Source organism: Chthonomonas sp., from assembly GCA_016788425.1.
Taxonomy (GTDB): domain Bacteria; phylum Armatimonadota; class Fimbriimonadia; order Fimbriimonadales; family Fimbriimonadaceae; genus JAEURQ01.
In genome coordinates, this window is sequence record JAEURQ010000002.1 from 1 (window position 1) to 17,573 (window position 17,573).

Below are 17,573 nucleotides of genomic sequence, written 5' to 3' on the forward strand. Positions count from 1 at the left end.
ATGCCGCTAAAGAAAAAGATGCCGAGCATCAGCCACAGGAAGCCGCTCCAACTGGCCATTGAGCCTGGATTCGCAAATGGCAGGATTGCAATACTGCACGCCAGCATTCCGATCCCGCTGACCATCGTCACCTTTGCCCCGCCAACTTTGTCTGCGACTGGCCCTGCGGCAGCGCGGACTCCTGCCCCAACCAGCGGCCCCAGAAATGCAAAAGCCAGTGGATCCGGTGCGCCATCGAATCCGCCGTAAAGTTGCTTGATCATTAACGGAAAAGCAGCTGCTAGGCCACTAAACGACCCGAAGGTCATGATGTAGAGCGAGGTCATGACCCACGTGTGCTTTTCCTTGAAGATATCGAGTTGCTCCCTAAAGCTGGCCTGAACCGGCACGTCCCGAAGCCCAAACCAAGCGACCACAGCACCTAAGAGCACAAGAGGCACCCAAATCAGTGCCCCGTTCTGAAGATAGATGTTGCTGGTCGCCCCGGTCTTTGAGTTGGTTAAAGTTTGCGAACTACCAACCAGGACGATCCCGATGATGGCGGGAATAAGAAATTGGGCAACACTCACGCCAAAGTTTCCGATTCCCGCTTGAATCCCGAGCGCCGTCCCCAGCTTGGATTTTGGGAAGAACAACGATGTGCTCGGCATGAATGAACTGAAGTTGCCCCCACCCAAACCCGCGAGAAACGCCAGAACCAAAAAGGTTGACAGCGGAGTCTGAGGGTTCATGACCGCGAACCCCCAGCCCACGCAGGGGATCGCCAAGAGAAGCGTCGATACACTCACGGTCTTGCGCGTTCCAAAAATGGGGACGAGAAAAGTGTGAATGATCCGCAAGGTCCCAGCCGCGAGGCCGGGCATGGCCGTCAGCCAGAACAGTTCCTGGGGCGTGAACTTGAAACCGATGCCAGAGAGTTTTACGACCAGAGCGCTCACCATGAACCAGGTGGAGAAGCTCAGGAGCAGGCAGAACGTGGTAATCCATAATGTCCGCCATGCCACCGGCTTCGCGGTGGACTCCCAAAAGGTTGGGTCGTTAGGTTGCCATTCTTGAACTTTCTGAGCGTCGGTTGCTGTATTCATGAGTCGGACTCTTTGTCTTTCCCTATTTTCGATGATCCGCTCACGGCGCGCTATGATGCCTGTCATAGAATCTCAAATGGCTCAGACCTCTTCGTCCGTGGGGCTCTGGGAAGCGCGCTGCTCTACTCCGTCGCCGGAGCCTGTTTCGCCATCTTTAGGATCGTGACGTGCATCCAAACAAGGCAAACAATGCTAATGAGAGCGAGGAGCAGCCAGCAAGAGGTCCAGAGTCCGGTCAGTTTTAGCAGGTAGCCAAACAGAATCGGGCAAAAGAAGCCGCCCAGTCCGCCGATGACCCCAACGATTCCACCCACAACGCCGACGTCATTCGGAAAATAGTCGGGGATGTGACGATACACGGCGGCTTTCCCGATCCCCATCATGATTCCCGCCAAGAAAACGATAGTCGTAAACACCCACACGTTGGCCTGGAAGTAAACGTGAGTCACACCACGGGCAAGTAGCTCGCGCTTCTTCACCTTCTGGCCCACTTGTACCACCGGTTCTTGCCAGGACTGACTTCGGGGAAGGATGATCGTGCCCTCAGAAAGGCTCGAACCCTTGCTCGATAGGGTTTGGGTCGAGCCACTGGCCGTCTTCAAAGCATACGACTTGTCATCAATTTGAACCCGATCTTGACTGACCAGAGTCACGGTTCCAGCTCGATCCGCCAGAACTCCTTCCCCGGGAGACATGATGTCCATGCGTGGCGCGATGACGAGCGCGAACAAAACCACGCAGCTTGCCAGCACCCAGTACATCGTGGATCGGGCTCCGAACTTATCGCTCATCCACCCTCCAAGCGCACGAACCAGCCCGCTCGGAAGGCTAAAGATGCTCGCCATCAGCCCCGCCATCGCGAGGCTCATTCCGTAGACGCTGAGATAGTACGGCACGAGCCATTGAGCTAGGGCTACGAACGCCCCAAACACAAGAAAGTAGTACGCGCCGAATCGCCACACTCGAACGGACTTGAGAGGGGCAAGCATGGTGCGAAGTGTCTTTTGGCTCGCTCCTTCCGTGACCCGATTCTTCGTAAAGACCGCAAACAGGATCGTCATTCCAAAAAGGCATGCCGCGTAAATCAGAGGCAAAGTCCGCCACCCTTCCAATTGACTACCTTCTTGAGTGAGTCTTTGCAACGCGAGGGGAGCCAGCAGGGTAGTCAACGCCGAGCCTGCGTTTCCAACACCGAATATCCCTAGCGCGGTTCCTTGCTTTTCCTTGGGAAAAAACACGGATGTGTAGGCGATGCCGACCGCGAAAGCCGCGCCGCTCATCCCAAAAATGAGCCCCGAGATCACGAGATGGGCGAAAGTAGTTGCGAAGCTAACGGATGCAACTCCGGCGGTTGCAAGGAGCATCACGCCGATGTAGACCGGCTTGCCCCCAAAACGGTCCGTGAGTAGCCCGACCGGCAACCGCATGATCGACCCGGTGAGAATGGGTACACCAAGGAGCCAACCGAGCTCCTCTTTGGAGATCGGAATGACCTGCTTATCGACCAAAAAAGCCCCCAGCACACCGTACATCGTCCAGACGGCGAAGCACACCGTGAAGGCGATGGTGTTGAGGATGAGCATGCGGTTGGCAAAGGCTCGATCTGGCATGCCTCTGTTATGGCCCGCACTCTCGGCGAGGTTTATGATGGATATCATGGTTCCACGCGGCGGCTTACGGCACAATTGAGTCGTGACCCATGCGGATGTGCTGGCGGATCGGTTTGGTCGATTCCACGACTACCTTCGGGTGTCGATCACGGATCGATGCAATTTCCGGTGCGTCTACTGCATGCCCGAAGAAGGCGTAGTCTGGCAACCGCGCGAAGAAATTTTGAGATTTGAGGAGATTGAGCGTCTTGCTCGGTTCTTCGTGGAGCGTGGCGTGCGGAAGATTCGGCTTACCGGCGGCGAACCAACCCTACGCAAGGGCTACCTTCACCTCGTTGAAGCAATTGCCGCCATCCCGGGTTTGAGGCAACTTGCTCTCACAACCAACGGAACCCGCTTGGCCCAAGACGCAGGGGCGCTCAAGGCGGCTGGGCTGGCAAGCGTCAATGTTAGTTTGGATACACTGCGGCTGGATCGCTTCGTTGAGATCACGCGGCGAAACGAGTTACCTAGGGTTCTCCAAGGAATTGAGACCGCCCGTGCGGCGGGGCTAGAGACCAAGATCAACGTGGTGGTTCTTCCGGGAGTGAATGAGGATGAGATCATCCACTTCGGCGAGTTTGCCAGCGAGCACAATCTGACCGTCCGGTTCATTGAGTTCATGCCTTTTCTCGACAACGGTTGGAACGCAGACCGGGTCGTCTCTTCCGCAGAGATTCGAACCCGGCTCTCCGAGCGATTTGAGCTTCGACCCCTGGAATCTGGCGCCTCGGATGTTGCCCGGGAGTATGCAATCGATGGCTCCGAGGGCCGGGTCGCCTTTGTCTCAAGCGTCACCGAGAGCTTCTGTTCAGGCTGCAACCGCCTTCGCTTGACGGCAGACGGTCAGCTCAAATCGTGTCTATTCCTACCGCCGAGCGTCTCGTTACGGGACTTGATTCGAGGGGGAGCTCCCGACGAAGAACTGGAGACAGCTGTCCAATGGTGCCTCGATGGCAAGTGGAGCGCCCATCCACCGATGCGGAACTGGGCTCAACGAGATAACTTAACCATGGTGCAAATAGGCGGATGAGAGACGTTTCTTTTAAGAACACAACCAAGCGAACGGCCCTCGCTCGCGCTGAACTTACGGCGAGCGCCGAGACGATTCGGCGCGTCCAGAATGGCGATACTCCCAAAGGAGACCCGGTTCCCGTTGCTAAGGTTGCGGCGATTCAGGCGACGAAAAAAACAACCGAGTGGATTCCTTACTGCCATAACATCCCGATTGAGCATGTAAGGGTGGACTTTGAATTCTTGGCAGACCGCATCGCGGTCGAGGTCTTTGTTGTTTCCGTCGCCAAGACCGGGGTCGAGATGGAAGCTATGACCGGGGCCGCTGCTGCCGTGCTCACCCTCTACGACATGCTCAAAATGATCGACGACGGCATGGAAATCGTCGGCGTTCGCCTCCTTTCCAAAACGGGTGGGAAGAGCGATCTTCCCCAGCGCAGCGACTGGAACGCACAAGTTCTGGTGATGTCAGATCGAGCGCATCGCGGCGATTACGACGACCGAAGCGGCCCAACCCTTGAACAGGCACTAAAGGGCCACGGCGCGGGCTCCGTCTCGGTGAAAGTTCTGCCCGATGAATCGGAATTACTGGGTAATGAGGTTCGCGCTGCCGCTGACAGAGGTGTTTCGTTGCTCGTGATCAGCGGAGGTACGGGCGTTGGTCCTAGGGATATCACTTCTGATACCATCGCACCGCTCCTCGAAAAAAGCCTCCCTGGTGTGGTCGCTGCCTTTCAATCCTACAGCCATTCAAGGCTACCGACCGCGATGTTTGCCAGGCCGATTGCTGGGATCATTGGAGAGACGGTTGTGCTGGCAATTCCGGGCAGCCCGGGAGCGTGCGAGGATGCCATGGCCTGCTTGATGCCGAGCCTGTTGCATGTTCATTCCATGCTCGCTGGGGAGGGCCACCCGTGATCACGGTCGATGAGGCGCTTTCAATCATTCGCGATCATCGCCGGACCATACCAACGGAAGGAGTGGAGCTGATTCACGCCCTGGGCCGGGTTTTGGCGAAAGATGTCGTTTCCCCATTTGATCTTCCGCTCTTTGATAACTCCGCCATGGACGGCTTCGCCGTCGGGAGTCCAGAGGGGCCCTGGGAGATCGTTGACGAGGTTGCGGCGGGGGCGACGGCTCCAATGGGCATCCAACCGTGTCAGGCCGTGCGGATCTTCACTGGAGCCCCCGTGCCAAGTAGAACATACGGCATCATCGCACAAGAAGACGCTTCGGAACAAGAAGGCTTGGTCGTGGGAGAAGTTCGAAAGGGCGGACATGTGCGGTTTCAGGCTGAAGAAGCACCGGCGGGGCATCTCGTCGCGCAAAAGGGAGCGATGTTGACACCACCCCATCTCGCCGCGTTCGCGAGTTGCGGACTTGCCACAGTTGAAGTCCGCGGTCTGCCAAATGTCACCATTCTTAGCACCGGAAATGAAGTCGTGCCTCCTGGCCAGTCACTCCAATACGGTCAGATCTTCAATTCCAATGCGACCGCTCTCTCGTCAGCCTTGGCCCTCAGAGGCATCCGCGCACAAGTGCGACACGCTCCAGATTCCCAAGAAGAGCTACGCGCCCAGATCCACGAGTCGATTCAAAGTTCCGAGCTCCTGATCACGACCGGCGGGGTTTCCGTCGGGGCTCATGACCTCGTTCGAGCGGCCATGGAGGAGGCGGGTTTCCACGTGAGGTTCCACGGCGTCGCCGTGAAACCAGGCAAGCCAATTGCTTTCGGGGTGCGAGAAGATGGAAAAGCATGGTTTGGCCTCCCTGGCAATCCTCTCTCGACATGGGTGGGTTATCTGGTTTTCGTCAGTACTTGGCTGGAGGATGAGTTGCCCCGTGAACCCAGGCGAGTCGCGAGAAAGATGGATAGGAAGCCGGGACGCGAAGAGTTTCTGCCGGCGCAGCGATTACCCAGCGGTGAGGTTACGATCCGCAACCTCATTGGCTCCCACGCGAACTTTGGCCTTTTGGAGAGCGACGGACTTGTGAGGATCAACCCCGATGTGATCACGTTGGTCCAAGGCGAGCACATCGATTTCTTGCCTTTCCCATGGAATCGAAACCCATGAAGACCGTGACAATCCGCTATTTTGCCGTCCTGCGAGAGCGCCGTGGACTCGCCGTTGAGCAGAAAACGACCTCATGCGAGACCGTTGGAGACTTCGTCGAAACGCTCATCGCAGAGCACCGGCTCGGACTTCCGCCCGCACTAATTCGGGTTGCCATCGAAGGTGAATTTGTCGATCCAGCTGACCCACTGCAAGAAGGAAGTGAACTTGTCCTGATTCCTCCGGTGGCGGGCGGATGAAGTTCTCCCTAAGCGATGCCCCGATTGCCGCTGAGCAGATAACCCATGATGCGGCGGGCGGATTTGTCGTCTTCGAGGGCAAAGTACGCAATCACGCCGAGGGGCGGTCCGTTGTTGGGCTCGAGTATGAGGCATTCCCCGAAATGGCCCTTTCCCAGGGGGAAGCGCTTGTTCGAGATGCCATCGAGCGTTTTGGGCTCTCGGAAGCCAGGGTGATCCATCGGGTCGGGCAACTTACCATCGGCGACACGGCAGTCGTCGTGCAAACGGCCTCCCCCCACCGGCGAGAAGCCTTTGAAGCATGCGAGTGGATCATGGACCAACTCAAGTGGCGGATTCCCATTTGGAAGCGCGAAACCTACTCTAGCGGAGTCGCCGAGTGGGTTGTCCCCGGTGAAGCCGCGTCTAGCCCGGTTGACGACGAGATGTTCGCCCGGCAAATGCGACTTCCCGAAGTCGGACCCGAGGGTCAAGCCGCGCTCGCCGGAGCCAGAGTCTTACTTGTCGGGGTTGGGGGCCTGGCGGCTGGGAGCCTGCCTTCACTGGTGGGATCAGGCATCGGGACGCTGGGCCTGGTAGACGCCGACCTGGTTGAACTCTCGAATCTTCATCGTCAAACCCTATTTGCCGCTTCGGATGTGGGCCGTTTGAAAGTCGAGCGAGCTGCCGTATTCGCGCGTCGCCTCCGGCCCGAGCTGACGGTTCAGACATTTCCTGTGCGCCTCGCTGAAGGTAATGCCGAACAACTCGTCTCCGGCTACGACTGGATCATAGACGGAACCGATTCCCTAAATACAAAGCTTCTGCTCGACCGAGTTTGCCAGCAACTCGGCCGCCCCTTGGTCACCGCCAGTGTCCACCAATTTGAGGGGCAACTGATGACGATCCGGCCCGGAGGACCGTGCCTTGCCGATCTTTTTCCCGAACCGCCTCCCGAACACTGCGTTGGAACATGCGCCCAATCCGGAGTGCTTGGCGTTGTGCCCTCGCTGATGGGGGTTCTCCAAGCGAACGAAGTCATCAAAGGCATCCTTGGATTACCGGTCTTGGATGACAAGTTGCTTTTGTTTGATTTCCGCACCTTAGAAGCTACCACGATCCGTCGCAAATCCTCCGGCGAACTCAGTTCCGGGAGCAGCAATTGGGACGTAGATGCAACCTCCATCAATCTTGAAAGCTTTGAGTTGGTGGATATTCGGGAGCCTAACGAAACTCCCGAGCTCACCCGGCCCCATCATAAGGTGCCTATGGCGGAATGCTACGAAGTCGAATGGCAACGTCCTACCTTGTTCGTTTGCGCCTCCGGAAGGCGTAGTTACCGCCTAGTCGCCGACCTCAGAGCACGGGGTGTTCGCGGCGTCTTCTCGCTTCAGGGAGGAGTCGAGTGCCTTGAACGTGATTGAGCCGTGGCTTTATTTTGGAGTCTTCGCCGTGGCCCTTGGCTACAGCATGGTCGGTCACGGCGGAGCCTCGGGATACCTCGCTTTACTTGCATTCACCGCGATTCCGAGCGCGGTTGGGGCCACCACAGCGCTCGTTCTCAACGTCTTTGTCGCGGGTATCACCCTGGTGGTATTTGGACGAGCGAAGCATTTTGATTGGAATCTCGCGTGGCCGCTGCTGCTGGGGTCTGTACCTTTCGCGTTTCTAGGCGGACGCCTCAAGTTCGAAAACCAAGTCCAAGACCTCGTTCTTGCCGCGGTGCTTCTTTATGCCGCTGGAGTGCTGATTTTGAGCGTTCCGGCTAAAGACGGCGAGAGCCAACCACCGGTTCGTCCTATTCTCGTGGGGTCGGGGGCTGGCATTGGCTTCTTGAGCGGGCTCGTAGGGGTCGGAGGAGGGATTTTTTTGTCTCCGCTGCTGATCCTCAATCGGTGGGCGCAGCCGCACAAAGTGGCAGCCCTCTCGGCGGTGTTCATTTTCGCGAACTCGCTGGCCGGTCTCTCGGCTCGACCTTTTGATCTCCTGAGAGAAAGCCTGAGCCAATGGCCTCTAATCACAGTAGGCATTCTTGGCGCAGTCGGTGGCAGCTACTTCGGAGCCCATCGAGTATCAAGTCTTGCCCTTCGGCGTGCGTTAGGATTGGTTTTGCTACTTGCCGTGGCTAAGCTGCTCCAGAAGGGATTGGGGCTATGATGCCTGTCATAGCGGCATTCTCCCAGCGAGACTAAACTTCAGATATGGCTAAGCCCCCTGTCTCAATCGAGAAGCTGATCGAAGAATTCGGTCCGCACCCCGCCTACATGCCTCCTGGCGGTTGGGTGGGCAGGGATGATCCCGACAAGTTGGTGAAGACGCACTGTTGCTTCTGCGGAATGCAATGCGGGATCCAGTTAAAGGTCAAAAAAGACCAAGTGATCGGGTTCGAGCCTTGGGAGGAGTTCCCCTTCAATCGAGGTAAGTTGTGCCCCAAAGGAGTGAAGCGATACCTGCAGGGAGGCCACCCAGACCGATTGCTTAACCCGATGAAGAACGTGCCGGGACAAGGGTTCATTTCCATCTCATGGGAGGAAGCGTTCAGCACCACCATCAAGGCTATCCAAGACGTTCAGGCTAAATACGGCAATGACTCCGTAGCCTTTCTCTCCGGCGTTTCTCTCACCAATGAAAAGAGTTATCTGATTGGAAAATTTGCACGACTCGGATTGCAGACCGCCAACCTAGACTACAACGGTCGCCTATGCATGGTGAGCGCAGGGGCGGGTAACAAGAAGGCATTCGGGCTTGACCGAGCTTCAAACTACTGGGAGGACATCGTTCACGCCGAAGTGATTCTCCTTGCCGGAACGAACGTGGCCGAGTGTTCCCCCATTACGACCGACTACATTTGGCGAGCCCGGGATCGCGGCGCGAAACTGATCGTGATCGATCCCCGCGTGACGCCCATCGCTCGCACTTGCGATCTTCACCTCCCGGTGCTCCCGGGAACGGATTCGGCGTTGTTGCTTGGAATTCTACGGGTGCTGATCGAAGAGGGACTGACCAACGAAGAGTTCATCGCGGAATTCACTTCGGGTTGGGAAGAAACGAAAGCAGCGGCTCTTGCGCTTCCCCTGGAAGAGGCGAGCCGAATCAGCGGGATCAAGGTTGAGGACATCGTTCGAGCCGGAAAAATGTGGGGTGAAGCTAAGACCAGCTTCCTGATGCACGCGCGGGGTATCGAGCACAGTTCCAAAGGCGTGGACAACGTGGTGAGCTGCATTAACCTCGTTCTCGCAACTGGGCGGATCGGGCGAAAAGGTTGCGGATATGGAACCATCACGGGGCAAGGCAACGGACAAGGAGGGCGCGAACACGGCCACAAGTGCGACCAGCTCCCCGGCAATCGAGATATCTCAAACCCGGCTCACCGCGAGTACATCTGCTCGGTTTGGGGCTGCACCGACGAAGAACTCCCCGGCAAAGGCCACACCGCTCCCGAGATCATGGAAATGATCCACGCCGGTGAGATCAAAGCCCTTATCTCCATTTGCTTCAACCCGCTGGTCTCGCTGCCAGACTCTAACTTCACCCGCGAGGCACTCAACAAACTAGAGCACTACACGGCCATCGACTTCTTCTTGAATGAGACAGCTCACCATGCCGACATCGTGATGGCGGGATCGCTTCATGAAGAGGAGGAAGGAACCAGCACGAGCGCCGAAGGGCGGGTAATCCGAATCAAAAAGGCGGTCAATCCTCCTGGAAACGCCAAGGCCGACACCGACATCGTCTTGGAACTTGCTCGGCGGCTTGGACGAGGCAAGTTTTTTGACCACTTCAAGACGTCGGAGGACATTTTCAACGAGTTGCGAGTGGCGAGCAAGGGCGGGACCGCTGATTATTACGGAATCACCTACGAGCGAATCGAGAATGAGCTCGGCGTCTTTTGGCCCTGCCCCGAAATTGGCCACCCAGGCACCCCCCGCCTGTGGGAGGACCTGAAGTTTAAGACCCCAGACGGCAAAGCCCAGTTCAATGCTGTGAAGTACCGTCCGCCGCTGGAAGAACCGGATGACGAGTACCCGGTGGTTCTGACGACCGGGCGAGTTGTGTCGCACTACTTGAGCGGAACACAAACTCGCCGGATCGGAGGGTTGGTTGATCTCTGTTCCGATCCCTACGTGGAGATCCACCCGACGTTGGCCGAACAATATGGCATTGCCGATAAGGATTGGATGCGCGTCACGAGTCGGCGCGGCGAAGTCGTCCTTCAGGCGAAAGTGGTCACCACGATTCGCCCCGACACCGTTTTCATCCCGTACCACTGGCCCGGGCGTAAGGCGGCAAATAATCTCACCATCCGTTCCTACGATCCCGTCAGTGGCATCCCTGAATACAAACGAGCCTGCGTGAAGATCGAGAAGTCTGAGACACCGCAATGAAACGGGCCTTTGCGCTGGAGCCATTCTCTCGGGATCATAATGACGGCCTGCACCTCGCTCGGGCGCTAAGAGAGGAGCGTCTGGACGCTCCTGCACTGGCTCGTGCGACTTGGGAGCGGGAGATTGCCGACCACTTTGCCGAGGAGGAGCGGCTCCTCGGCCCGCTCGCCGGTGCAGATTCTGCTCGCTTATATAAAGAACACCGGCAGATCGAACAGCTCATCAGCGAATTGCCGACTTCGTGCGTATCGCTTGGGCAAGCTCTCGAAGATCACATTCGCTGGGAAGAACGGGTGATGTTTCCCGCCATTGAATCCCGCATGACCCCCGACGAGGAGGCCACCTTGGCTCAAGAAGCTCTCAAAATGGAGCATCGCCGGTGGGAAACCTGCCCAAGCCGGGCCGAAATCGTGCAACGCCGACTTGACCGCCTTCATCCCGAAGCCTAACCACTACTGCATCTTCATCAGCCGCTTTACCCCGGCGAGCATCCAGATGTTGATGCCCAGAAGCAAGAAGCTGAACGCCGAAGCTTGAATCACCATGCCGGTCTTTCCGGTCAAGATATTTTCAAGCACCATCACAAACAGCCATAGCTGAATGAGAAACAGGATCATTGCAAACAGCAGGAATCCGACGAAGACGACTGCCTTTTGGCGGCGGCGATGGAATTGCGGCGTATTCACTAGTGGTCACCTTTGATTGCACCAGTCGCCCAGATTTCGCTACCGCGAACTTCGATCTTAACTTGGGGAAGGGGGTGCGGCGGCGGACCTTGAACCACGCTACCGTCGTCCAAGGAAAAAGCACCGTTGTGGCATGGGCAGTAGAGGAGCTCACGCTCGTTCTTGACTTCGTACTCCACGGGGCAAGAAAGGTGAGTGCACCGCCGTTTGAAGGCAACAAATTCGCCGTCCTGCTTCCTGACTAGAATGCACAGATCACCAGGTCGCGGGCAGCTGAAAGCCAGGGCGGAACCGGGCTTCAAATCTTCAGTCGAGCATATCTTTGCGGCCTCAAACTTGATTTCCTCCCTCGGAATTTGGGCGTAAGCCGCCAGTGCTGCCGTGCCAACGGCTACACCACCACTTGCTAACGTGAGAAACTTGAAGAACTCACGGCGGGTCACAAAGTGGTCGTCTTCCCACTCAATCGGAAAATCTTCTTTCAGCTTGTCGTTCATGTTGGATTAACTCTCCACTTGTCGCACGGCGGTCAAAAGGTCAGATCGACGAACGACCGCATCGGGTTTAACCGTGAGTTGTTTTGTTCCTTGGGGCATCATCAGGTGAACCTTGGTTGTGATCTTCTTGTTGCCAAATATGAACTCGTTGATCGGGGTTCCTGAGCGTTCGGCGGCGAGTTCTTCGGGCGTCCCGTAGAACAGAGCGCCGGATGGGCACACGGTAGCGCACATGGGTTTCAGTCCGATGGAAGTACGGTCGTAGCACATGTCGCACTTCATCATCTGGTCCACCTCAACGTCGTACTTGGGCACTCCGAATGGACAAGCGAACAGACAATTTGTGCACCCGATACATCGTGGCTTCAACGAGCTTTGCACCACGCCATCAGGGGTTTTCTTGATTGCATCCGCCGGGCAAACCATCGCGCACGCTGGCTCGTCGCAATGCATGCAGATGATTGGCGTTGTCTGCACGGTGTCTGCTCGCTGAACTTGCTCCAAGTGAATCATCGAGACGCCCGGGTGGGTGTCGCACTCGGCACACGCCTGAACGCAGGCATTGCAACCGATGCACCGGCTTGGGTCTATGTAGAACTGCCGCTCACTCACAACGACAATGGTTGCACGCCAACCAACCGCACACCATGATATCCATCATACAGCTGTCTGCACTTGGTCGAAGCTAGCGCACCGGATCATGTCAAATATGACCGATGTCATAGGATTCTGGGGAGTGATCAGCAAAGATTGACTTATGCCGATTCTTCCTGACCACATGGACAATAGCGACCTTCATATAAAGCCGATTCTGGAGTTTCGAGCCAGGTACGAGCGGCGCATGGATGCGGACTTTCAGCCTGACCGGCGTGATAATCGAAGCAACCTGTTGCTCCGAGGTCGAGTCGGTCTGCAATTGAGCAAAGACGGTGTCACGGGCAGAATCGTGTACCAGCACGCAAGCTCACTCAACTGGCTTCCCGCTGGAAACGGTATCGCGATCCGGAGCGATCTTCTTGAGGCCAACGTCAGCTTCAAGAATGGAGCGACTACCTACACTGTTGGGCGGCAACGTTTCGGGTTGGGCAATCGAAGGCTCATCGGCGAACTCGAGTGGAACAATGTCGCCAACGCTTTAGAGGGCCTTAAGGTTGAGGATCGATCTTGGACCTTCTTCCTGATGCGTGCGGGCGTATTGCCAGCTCCCTCGAAGAACTTAGTTTTGTCGGGAGTCACCTTCAAGAGGGCGTCCAACACTACGGCCTTCATCATCAAGGTTGATGATGCGAAGGGGGTAGATCAAACTCGGTATACGCTTTCGAATGAGGGAACGATTAAGCCGAATACGAAATCGACCCTGAATTATCAAATCGCCTTCCAGGCGGGTCATCAGGATGGGAAAAGCGTGCATGCTTGGGCGGCAAATGGAAGGTACGGGAAGGAAATCACGCCAAAGGTAGAGGCGTACAGCGAACTTAACGTTGCCAGCGGCGGCAGTAGCAACCGAGTCAATGCCACTTTTGATCAGCTGTACCCCAGCGGACATGATCGACTTGGATTAATGGACACAACTGGGTGGAAGAACATCGTTTCTGCGGCCGCTGGGCTGAAGTTCAAGCCAAGCGCAAATTCGTCGCTGCGGCTCAGCTACACCTGGTTGCAGCTTTACGATAAGCATGATGCTTGGTACGGAGTAGGCGGAGCGATCAATTCCTTTGGCACAACGCTTTACAGAGATCCAACCGGCAACTCCGGTCGCGATATTGGGCAAGAGTTCAGCCTGGATTACTCTTCGACGATGGCCAATGGTTTAACCTTGAGTTCTGGCGCTGGCGTTTTTCTTCCGGGCCGATTTGTGAAGTCCTTCGGTGGAGGCAGATCGGGAAATCAGACCTTCGGCTACTTCATGCTCGGTTGGAAATTCTAATCCTATCGGACGGCCTGAAGCAATTTGTCCAGATCCTTTACGAGGATATGCCGCGCCTGGGTTTCAATCCACTCCTGCTTCTGCCAACGGCTCATGATGCGGATCGTGGACTCCACGGTCGTACCTGCGAGCTCAGCGATTTCTTGCCTCGTGAGGGGAACGTCCAACAAAAGCCCCTCTGGGAGCTCTCGCCCAAACGACCGTGTGAGCACGAGAAGCACGGCTGCCACACGTTGCTCAACCGTCCCTACCGAGAGGTGCGCAATCAGATCAAATGACTGTCTTAGCCGGTGCGCAGTGCGCCTGAAAACCTGTTCTTTCAAAACGACGTTCTTCTCATAGACCGGCAAAAAGCCTGCCTTCGGCACTTTGAGATACCAGGTTCCGGTGATCGCTTTGGCTGACTGCGGGCACCCTGTGCCATCGATGGCCCCTAACAAACCGAACACGTGCCCAGGCCCCATGATTTCCGTCGTGATCTCCTGATGGCTTGGTCCTAGTGTAGTCATCTTGATGAACCCGGTTCCCACCACACCAAAAAAAGAGACGCTGCTACCGCTAAGCCAAATCGTCTCGCCCTTTTCGGCATGCGCCATGCGAGAATTCACCACAAGCTCGCCGACCTGATCATCTGTGAGGCCTCCCAGCAGCGTGCTGCTCAAGAAGACCTCCCGGCGCGACGGTGCTTCTGCTTGCTCAGACATGGAATGAGTTTGGCAGATTAGTCAAGCGCATATTCAGACCAAATTGCCGCCATTGAGCTCATATCTTGTCTCTCCAAGGTCTCTCCAACGCGTTGGACAAGGGCGGTCATTTAGGTTCGACGGCGGACGAACGGCCTGCTTCGTTGAACCTAGAAAATGTCAGTCCTAAGGAGGGCGTCGGGGGTTCGATTCCCTCCGGGGCCGCCACTAATTTGAACCTAACATAGAGAGACAACTTGGAGGGATTAGAGCGACTTCACCTTTTGGTCTCTCCAAAAGTCTCTCAATCCTTGGCTCGCGTTGAGTGTAGACTTGAGAGACCATGTCCACTCGCGCCGATCACGGAGAAGGTTCTTGCCGGCAAATTTCCACTGGCATCGGATGGGGCGCGGGCACTCAAGGCACCCTTGATAGTTCTGAGTGGAGCCAGCCCGCGTCCCTTTGGGGCCGGATCATGTCAAATACTCAACCTCTCTTCCCACTTGGTCGAATTGTAGCCATTTCTCGCGTTCTTGCAGTCGTGAACAACCGCGATATTCAGAACGGTCTCAACCGTCACATGGGTTGGTGACTGGGGAGAGTTGGATCAAAATGACCGAGAAGCCAACGACCGAGCCGTATTGGAAGCAAGCAGAATTCTCTCGGCCTACGACAGTTCGGATAAGATTTGCTTCTGGATCATCACTGAGTGGGATCGATCAGCTACAACAGTTCTCCTGCCGGAGGACTACTGACCTCAGCGGTTCACACTCTGTGAACCGCTTATTTGTGATCATAATGCATGTATACAGAAACGTCGAAGATGACTAGTTACGACCGAAACGCTATTGCGCTGGCTGTGGGTCTTTCTTGCCTCGCTGGCTACGTTGATGCGTCTGGATTCCTAGCGACTGGCGGTGTATTTGTTTCTTTTATGAGTGGAAATTCCACGAGGTTGAGCGTCGCCTTAGTAAACAATCGTTATCAATATGCCTACCTGGTTTTCGGTGTAATCTTTCTATTCGTGGTGGGAGTGATTGTCGGGACTGTAGTTTCTCGGCAAGCTGGTGATAGGAGGAAAACTTGGGTGCTCATGATCGTCACCATCCTCCTCTTCATTGCCGCAATCTGTCACACCATTGGACAGACTTATGCGAGCACCGCGTTCATGGTGTTGGCAATGGGTGCGGAAAACGCCGTATTTCAACGGGATGGCGAGGTGAGCATCGGGCTAACTTATATGACAGGTACGTTGGTAAAACTAGGACAGCAGATTGCGGCAATAATGTTTGGCGGATCGAAAGATACTTGGTGGCCGTATGCTTTACATTGGCTCGGATTGGTCTCTGGCGCGATCCTAGGAGCATGGGCGCATGGCGCACTTCTGGCCCTCACACTTTGGCCAGCAGTTTTAGCAGCACTGTTTTTCTGCGCCTGTTCAGCTAAGCTGAACATTGCGACGTCGCAACGCACTGGACAAAATTGAGAGACCAAATGGAGGGAAGTGGGAGACCTTTCCCGCTGGTCTCTCAAAAGGTCTCTCTTAGCCACTGGATTTTGGCAGTCGTCGTGAGACCCCTGTAGACTCAAATCAGAAATTTTTCAGCCAAGTTTTTTCAGTCCTAAGGAGGGCGTCGGGGGTTCGATTCCCTCCGGGGCCGCCAACTTTGGGAGTTACTGTAGCCCCATTTCCGTGAGCAGTTCGGGCAGCGGGCGGGCGTGCCGGGGCGCGCTGACCATGTTTTCAAACGCCAGTTCGCCGAGCCGTGTCATCACCACCTCTTCGCCCAGCAAGTGGTCGAGCGTGAGGAAGCCGAGCTGCCCGAGGACCTGCTCGTCGACTTGCACCGGGAGCGGCAGATAGAGCGTGACGTCGAGGTAGTTTTCGGAATTGCGCGCCGAGATAAATTTGGTGAGGTTCAGGTCGAGTTCCTGCCCGGCCATTTGGATGACCGGCGGCTCGGTGCGTTGCCGAAATGCCACCACGTTCCAGCCGCGAATCTGGGGCGCGGCGCGGGCTACTTGCACGGCGATCGGCGCCACACCTTGCAATCCGCCGGGGCTGATCTCCAGCTGATAGGTGTCGGTCTGCATCGAGATTCCGGGGCACAGGTCGGGGTGGATGCGCGCGAGTTGTTCCGCGATTTTGGTGACGTTGGCGTTCATGTCGCCGCTGCGCAGCGTGTTGGCATTGGCGGCAAACCACTGCCAAAACTGCTCGGGGCTGCTCTTACGTTGAAGAAAACTCGGGAGTTTCATCGCTTTGGTTTGTGTTTACCCGGTTTCCGGATGTCGTGTAGCACATTCTGGACCAGGAATGAGCAAGCAATCCACCACTTTTTTCGACGCCTTGAAGACTGACTTAGTCCATCATACTGAATATTGTCTTCGAACAAGTCATGGCCTTTCGACGCTCTTCACCCGCAATAAAGAAATAGTACGATCAGATACTTGAAGTATGATGTCTTTAACCAGAGGGTTGCAGGTGCGCCCAAAATTATGCTGTTGCGCAACTTTGCCCAAAGAGCCTTCCTCAGAAACGATCCAATCGCTTGCCCCGTCAGAAACGATGGCGTTTCCTCCTCTAACTTCTAGACTGATATAGCTGGATTTAAGAACGGGAATTTGAATGTCATGAAGTAGTTCTCCAGCCTTGGTCTCGATTCTACACTGACCGCTTTCTGAGACAACAACGATGTTGCCGGAATCAAACTGACCTGCGTTAGCCATGTCGGGAGGAGCCTCCAGAACGAAATTTTTGTTGCTGCCCTGCCAACCTTCAAGCCGCGGGGCAAGTCCACCATAACCAATAAGGGCGATCTGCGGTTGTCCATTTCCACTGACGACAAATGTTAGTGACTTGTAGTCAAGTTTCGATATCGTTGGCGAACCAGGAACGCCAGCCGTAATACTGATGTCACTCTTTCTTCCGAGCATACTTACTATCGTAAACGCATCTGGGCCCGACCTGACGAGATGCTCGATCATATCTTCAAATGAGTTGTTCCAGAGCTCAGGTGCTTTCATGTGGTTTAGCATCCGAGCGTTTTTTATGTCCCACAGATATATAGAAAACTTGTCCGAGGTAAGGCAGTAGTTTAAGTCACTTGTTAGCAACGCTCGTGTCACGCTCACTGTGTGCTTCAGCGTAGCTTTCAGAGTTGGTGCGGGTGACTTAGCGGGAAGATACTCATAGATGCGAACGACCTTTGCATCATGACCGATCGCAAAGGTACTCCCCAAGCTGTCGTACACAAATGCATTGTCATCCATGCTGCTGATCGCTTGAATCTGCTCCAAGACCAGGACTTTCTTTGATGGACTAGTTTGTGTTTTGTAGTTTGGAGCGGGCTC

General features: G+C 55.7%; 18 protein-coding genes. 10 read left to right on the forward strand and 8 right to left on the reverse strand.

Going from position 1 to position 17,573, the window contains the following annotated elements; all coding sequences use genetic code 11:
• A partial coding sequence (locus JNJ45_01820; protein MBL8047396.1) for an MFS transporter occupies positions 1–1,085 on the reverse strand: 1,085 nt, incomplete at its 3' end.
• Between the two features lie 122 nt (positions 1,086–1,207).
• The gene (locus JNJ45_01825; protein MBL8047397.1) at positions 1,208–2,695 is read right to left on the reverse strand and encodes an MFS transporter; all 1,488 of its coding nucleotides are present in this window, start codon (positions 2,693–2,695) and stop codon (positions 1,208–1,210) included.
• Between the two features lie 82 nt (positions 2,696–2,777).
• Here JNJ45_01825 and moaA point away from each other — a divergent pair, with 82 nt between their 5' ends.
• Genes moaA through JNJ45_01865 form a run of 8 tightly spaced genes read left to right on the forward strand, consistent with a single transcriptional unit; the run spans position 2,778 to position 10,875 of the window.
• Positions 2,778–3,767: a GTP 3',8-cyclase MoaA gene (gene moaA / locus JNJ45_01830; GenBank protein MBL8047398.1), complete on the forward strand. Its 990-nt coding sequence runs from the start codon at positions 2,778–2,780 to the stop codon at positions 3,765–3,767.
• Positions 3,764–4,666 carry a bifunctional molybdenum cofactor biosynthesis protein MoaC/MoaB gene (locus JNJ45_01835; protein MBL8047399.1) on the forward strand — a complete coding sequence of 301 codons (903 nt, stop codon included), beginning with the start codon at positions 3,764–3,766 and terminating at the stop codon, positions 4,664–4,666. The genes moaA and JNJ45_01835 overlap by 4 nt, the downstream gene beginning before the upstream one ends.
• A complete protein-coding gene (locus JNJ45_01840) occupies positions 4,663–5,823 on the forward strand; it encodes a molybdopterin molybdotransferase MoeA (GenBank protein MBL8047400.1) in 1,161 nt (386 codons plus the stop codon). Before JNJ45_01835 ends, JNJ45_01840 begins: the two co-directional genes overlap by 4 nt.
• Positions 5,820–6,062, forward strand: a complete 243-nt coding sequence (locus JNJ45_01845; protein ID MBL8047401.1) for a MoaD/ThiS family protein — start codon at positions 5,820–5,822, stop codon at positions 6,060–6,062. The genes JNJ45_01840 and JNJ45_01845 overlap by 4 nt, the downstream gene beginning before the upstream one ends.
• The gene (locus JNJ45_01850) at positions 6,059–7,465 is read left to right on the forward strand and encodes a ThiF family adenylyltransferase (protein MBL8047402.1); all 1,407 of its coding nucleotides are present in this window, start codon (positions 6,059–6,061) and stop codon (positions 7,463–7,465) included. The genes JNJ45_01845 and JNJ45_01850 overlap by 4 nt, the downstream gene beginning before the upstream one ends.
• Positions 7,458–8,198, forward strand: a complete 741-nt coding sequence (locus tag JNJ45_01855) for a sulfite exporter TauE/SafE family protein (GenBank protein ID MBL8047403.1) — start codon at positions 7,458–7,460, stop codon at positions 8,196–8,198. Before JNJ45_01850 ends, JNJ45_01855 begins: the two co-directional genes overlap by 8 nt.
• A 44-nt stretch (positions 8,199–8,242) precedes the next feature.
• Complete coding sequence (locus tag JNJ45_01860; protein ID MBL8047404.1) at positions 8,243–10,426, forward strand: molybdopterin oxidoreductase family protein; 2,184 nt, start codon at positions 8,243–8,245, stop codon at positions 10,424–10,426.
• Entirely contained in the window at positions 10,423–10,875 is a 453-nt protein-coding gene (locus tag JNJ45_01865) for a hypothetical protein (GenBank protein MBL8047405.1), read from the forward strand. The genes JNJ45_01860 and JNJ45_01865 overlap by 4 nt, the downstream gene beginning before the upstream one ends.
• 3 nt (positions 10,876–10,878) lie before the next feature.
• On the opposite strand, the gene JNJ45_01870 is transcribed toward JNJ45_01865, so the two are convergent.
• From JNJ45_01870 to JNJ45_01880, 3 genes are read right to left on the reverse strand one after another with little or no spacing between them, the layout of a single operon-like run.
• The gene (locus JNJ45_01870; protein ID MBL8047406.1) at positions 10,879–11,112 is read right to left on the reverse strand and encodes a hypothetical protein; all 234 of its coding nucleotides are present in this window, start codon (positions 11,110–11,112) and stop codon (positions 10,879–10,881) included.
• A complete protein-coding gene (locus tag JNJ45_01875) occupies positions 11,112–11,609 on the reverse strand; it encodes a Rieske 2Fe-2S domain-containing protein (GenBank protein MBL8047407.1) in 498 nt (165 codons plus the stop codon). The genes JNJ45_01870 and JNJ45_01875 overlap by 1 nt, the downstream gene beginning before the upstream one ends.
• 6 nt (positions 11,610–11,615) lie before the next feature.
• Positions 11,616–12,221, reverse strand: a complete 606-nt coding sequence (locus JNJ45_01880) for a 4Fe-4S binding protein (GenBank protein MBL8047408.1) — start codon at positions 12,219–12,221, stop codon at positions 11,616–11,618.
• Positions 12,222–12,366: 145 nt separating this feature from the next.
• Between JNJ45_01880 and JNJ45_01885 the strand changes: the two genes are divergently transcribed.
• Complete coding sequence (locus tag JNJ45_01885) at positions 12,367–13,536, forward strand: alginate export family protein (GenBank protein MBL8047409.1); 1,170 nt, start codon at positions 12,367–12,369, stop codon at positions 13,534–13,536.
• 2 nt (positions 13,537–13,538) lie between these two features.
• Here JNJ45_01885 and JNJ45_01890 read toward each other — a convergent pair whose 3' ends face one another.
• A complete protein-coding gene (locus tag JNJ45_01890) occupies positions 13,539–14,240 on the reverse strand; it encodes a Crp/Fnr family transcriptional regulator (GenBank protein MBL8047410.1) in 702 nt (233 codons plus the stop codon).
• 802 nt (positions 14,241–15,042) lie between these two features.
• Here JNJ45_01890 and JNJ45_01895 point away from each other — a divergent pair.
• Positions 15,043–15,705 carry a DUF1275 domain-containing protein gene (locus tag JNJ45_01895; protein MBL8047411.1) on the forward strand — a complete coding sequence of 221 codons (663 nt, stop codon included), beginning with the start codon at positions 15,043–15,045 and terminating at the stop codon, positions 15,703–15,705.
• Positions 15,706–15,893: 188 nt separating this feature from the next.
• Here JNJ45_01895 and JNJ45_01900 read toward each other — a convergent pair whose 3' ends face one another.
• Positions 15,894–16,478, reverse strand: coding sequence for a hypothetical protein (locus JNJ45_01900; protein ID MBL8047412.1), 585 nt, complete (start codon positions 16,476–16,478; stop codon positions 15,894–15,896).
• A 138-nt stretch (positions 16,479–16,616) separates the two neighbouring features.
• Positions 16,617–17,519 (reverse strand): hypothetical protein, encoded by a 903-nt coding sequence (locus JNJ45_01905; GenBank protein MBL8047413.1) that lies wholly within the window; start codon positions 17,517–17,519, stop codon positions 16,617–16,619.
• Positions 17,520–17,573: the final 54 nt, after the last annotated feature.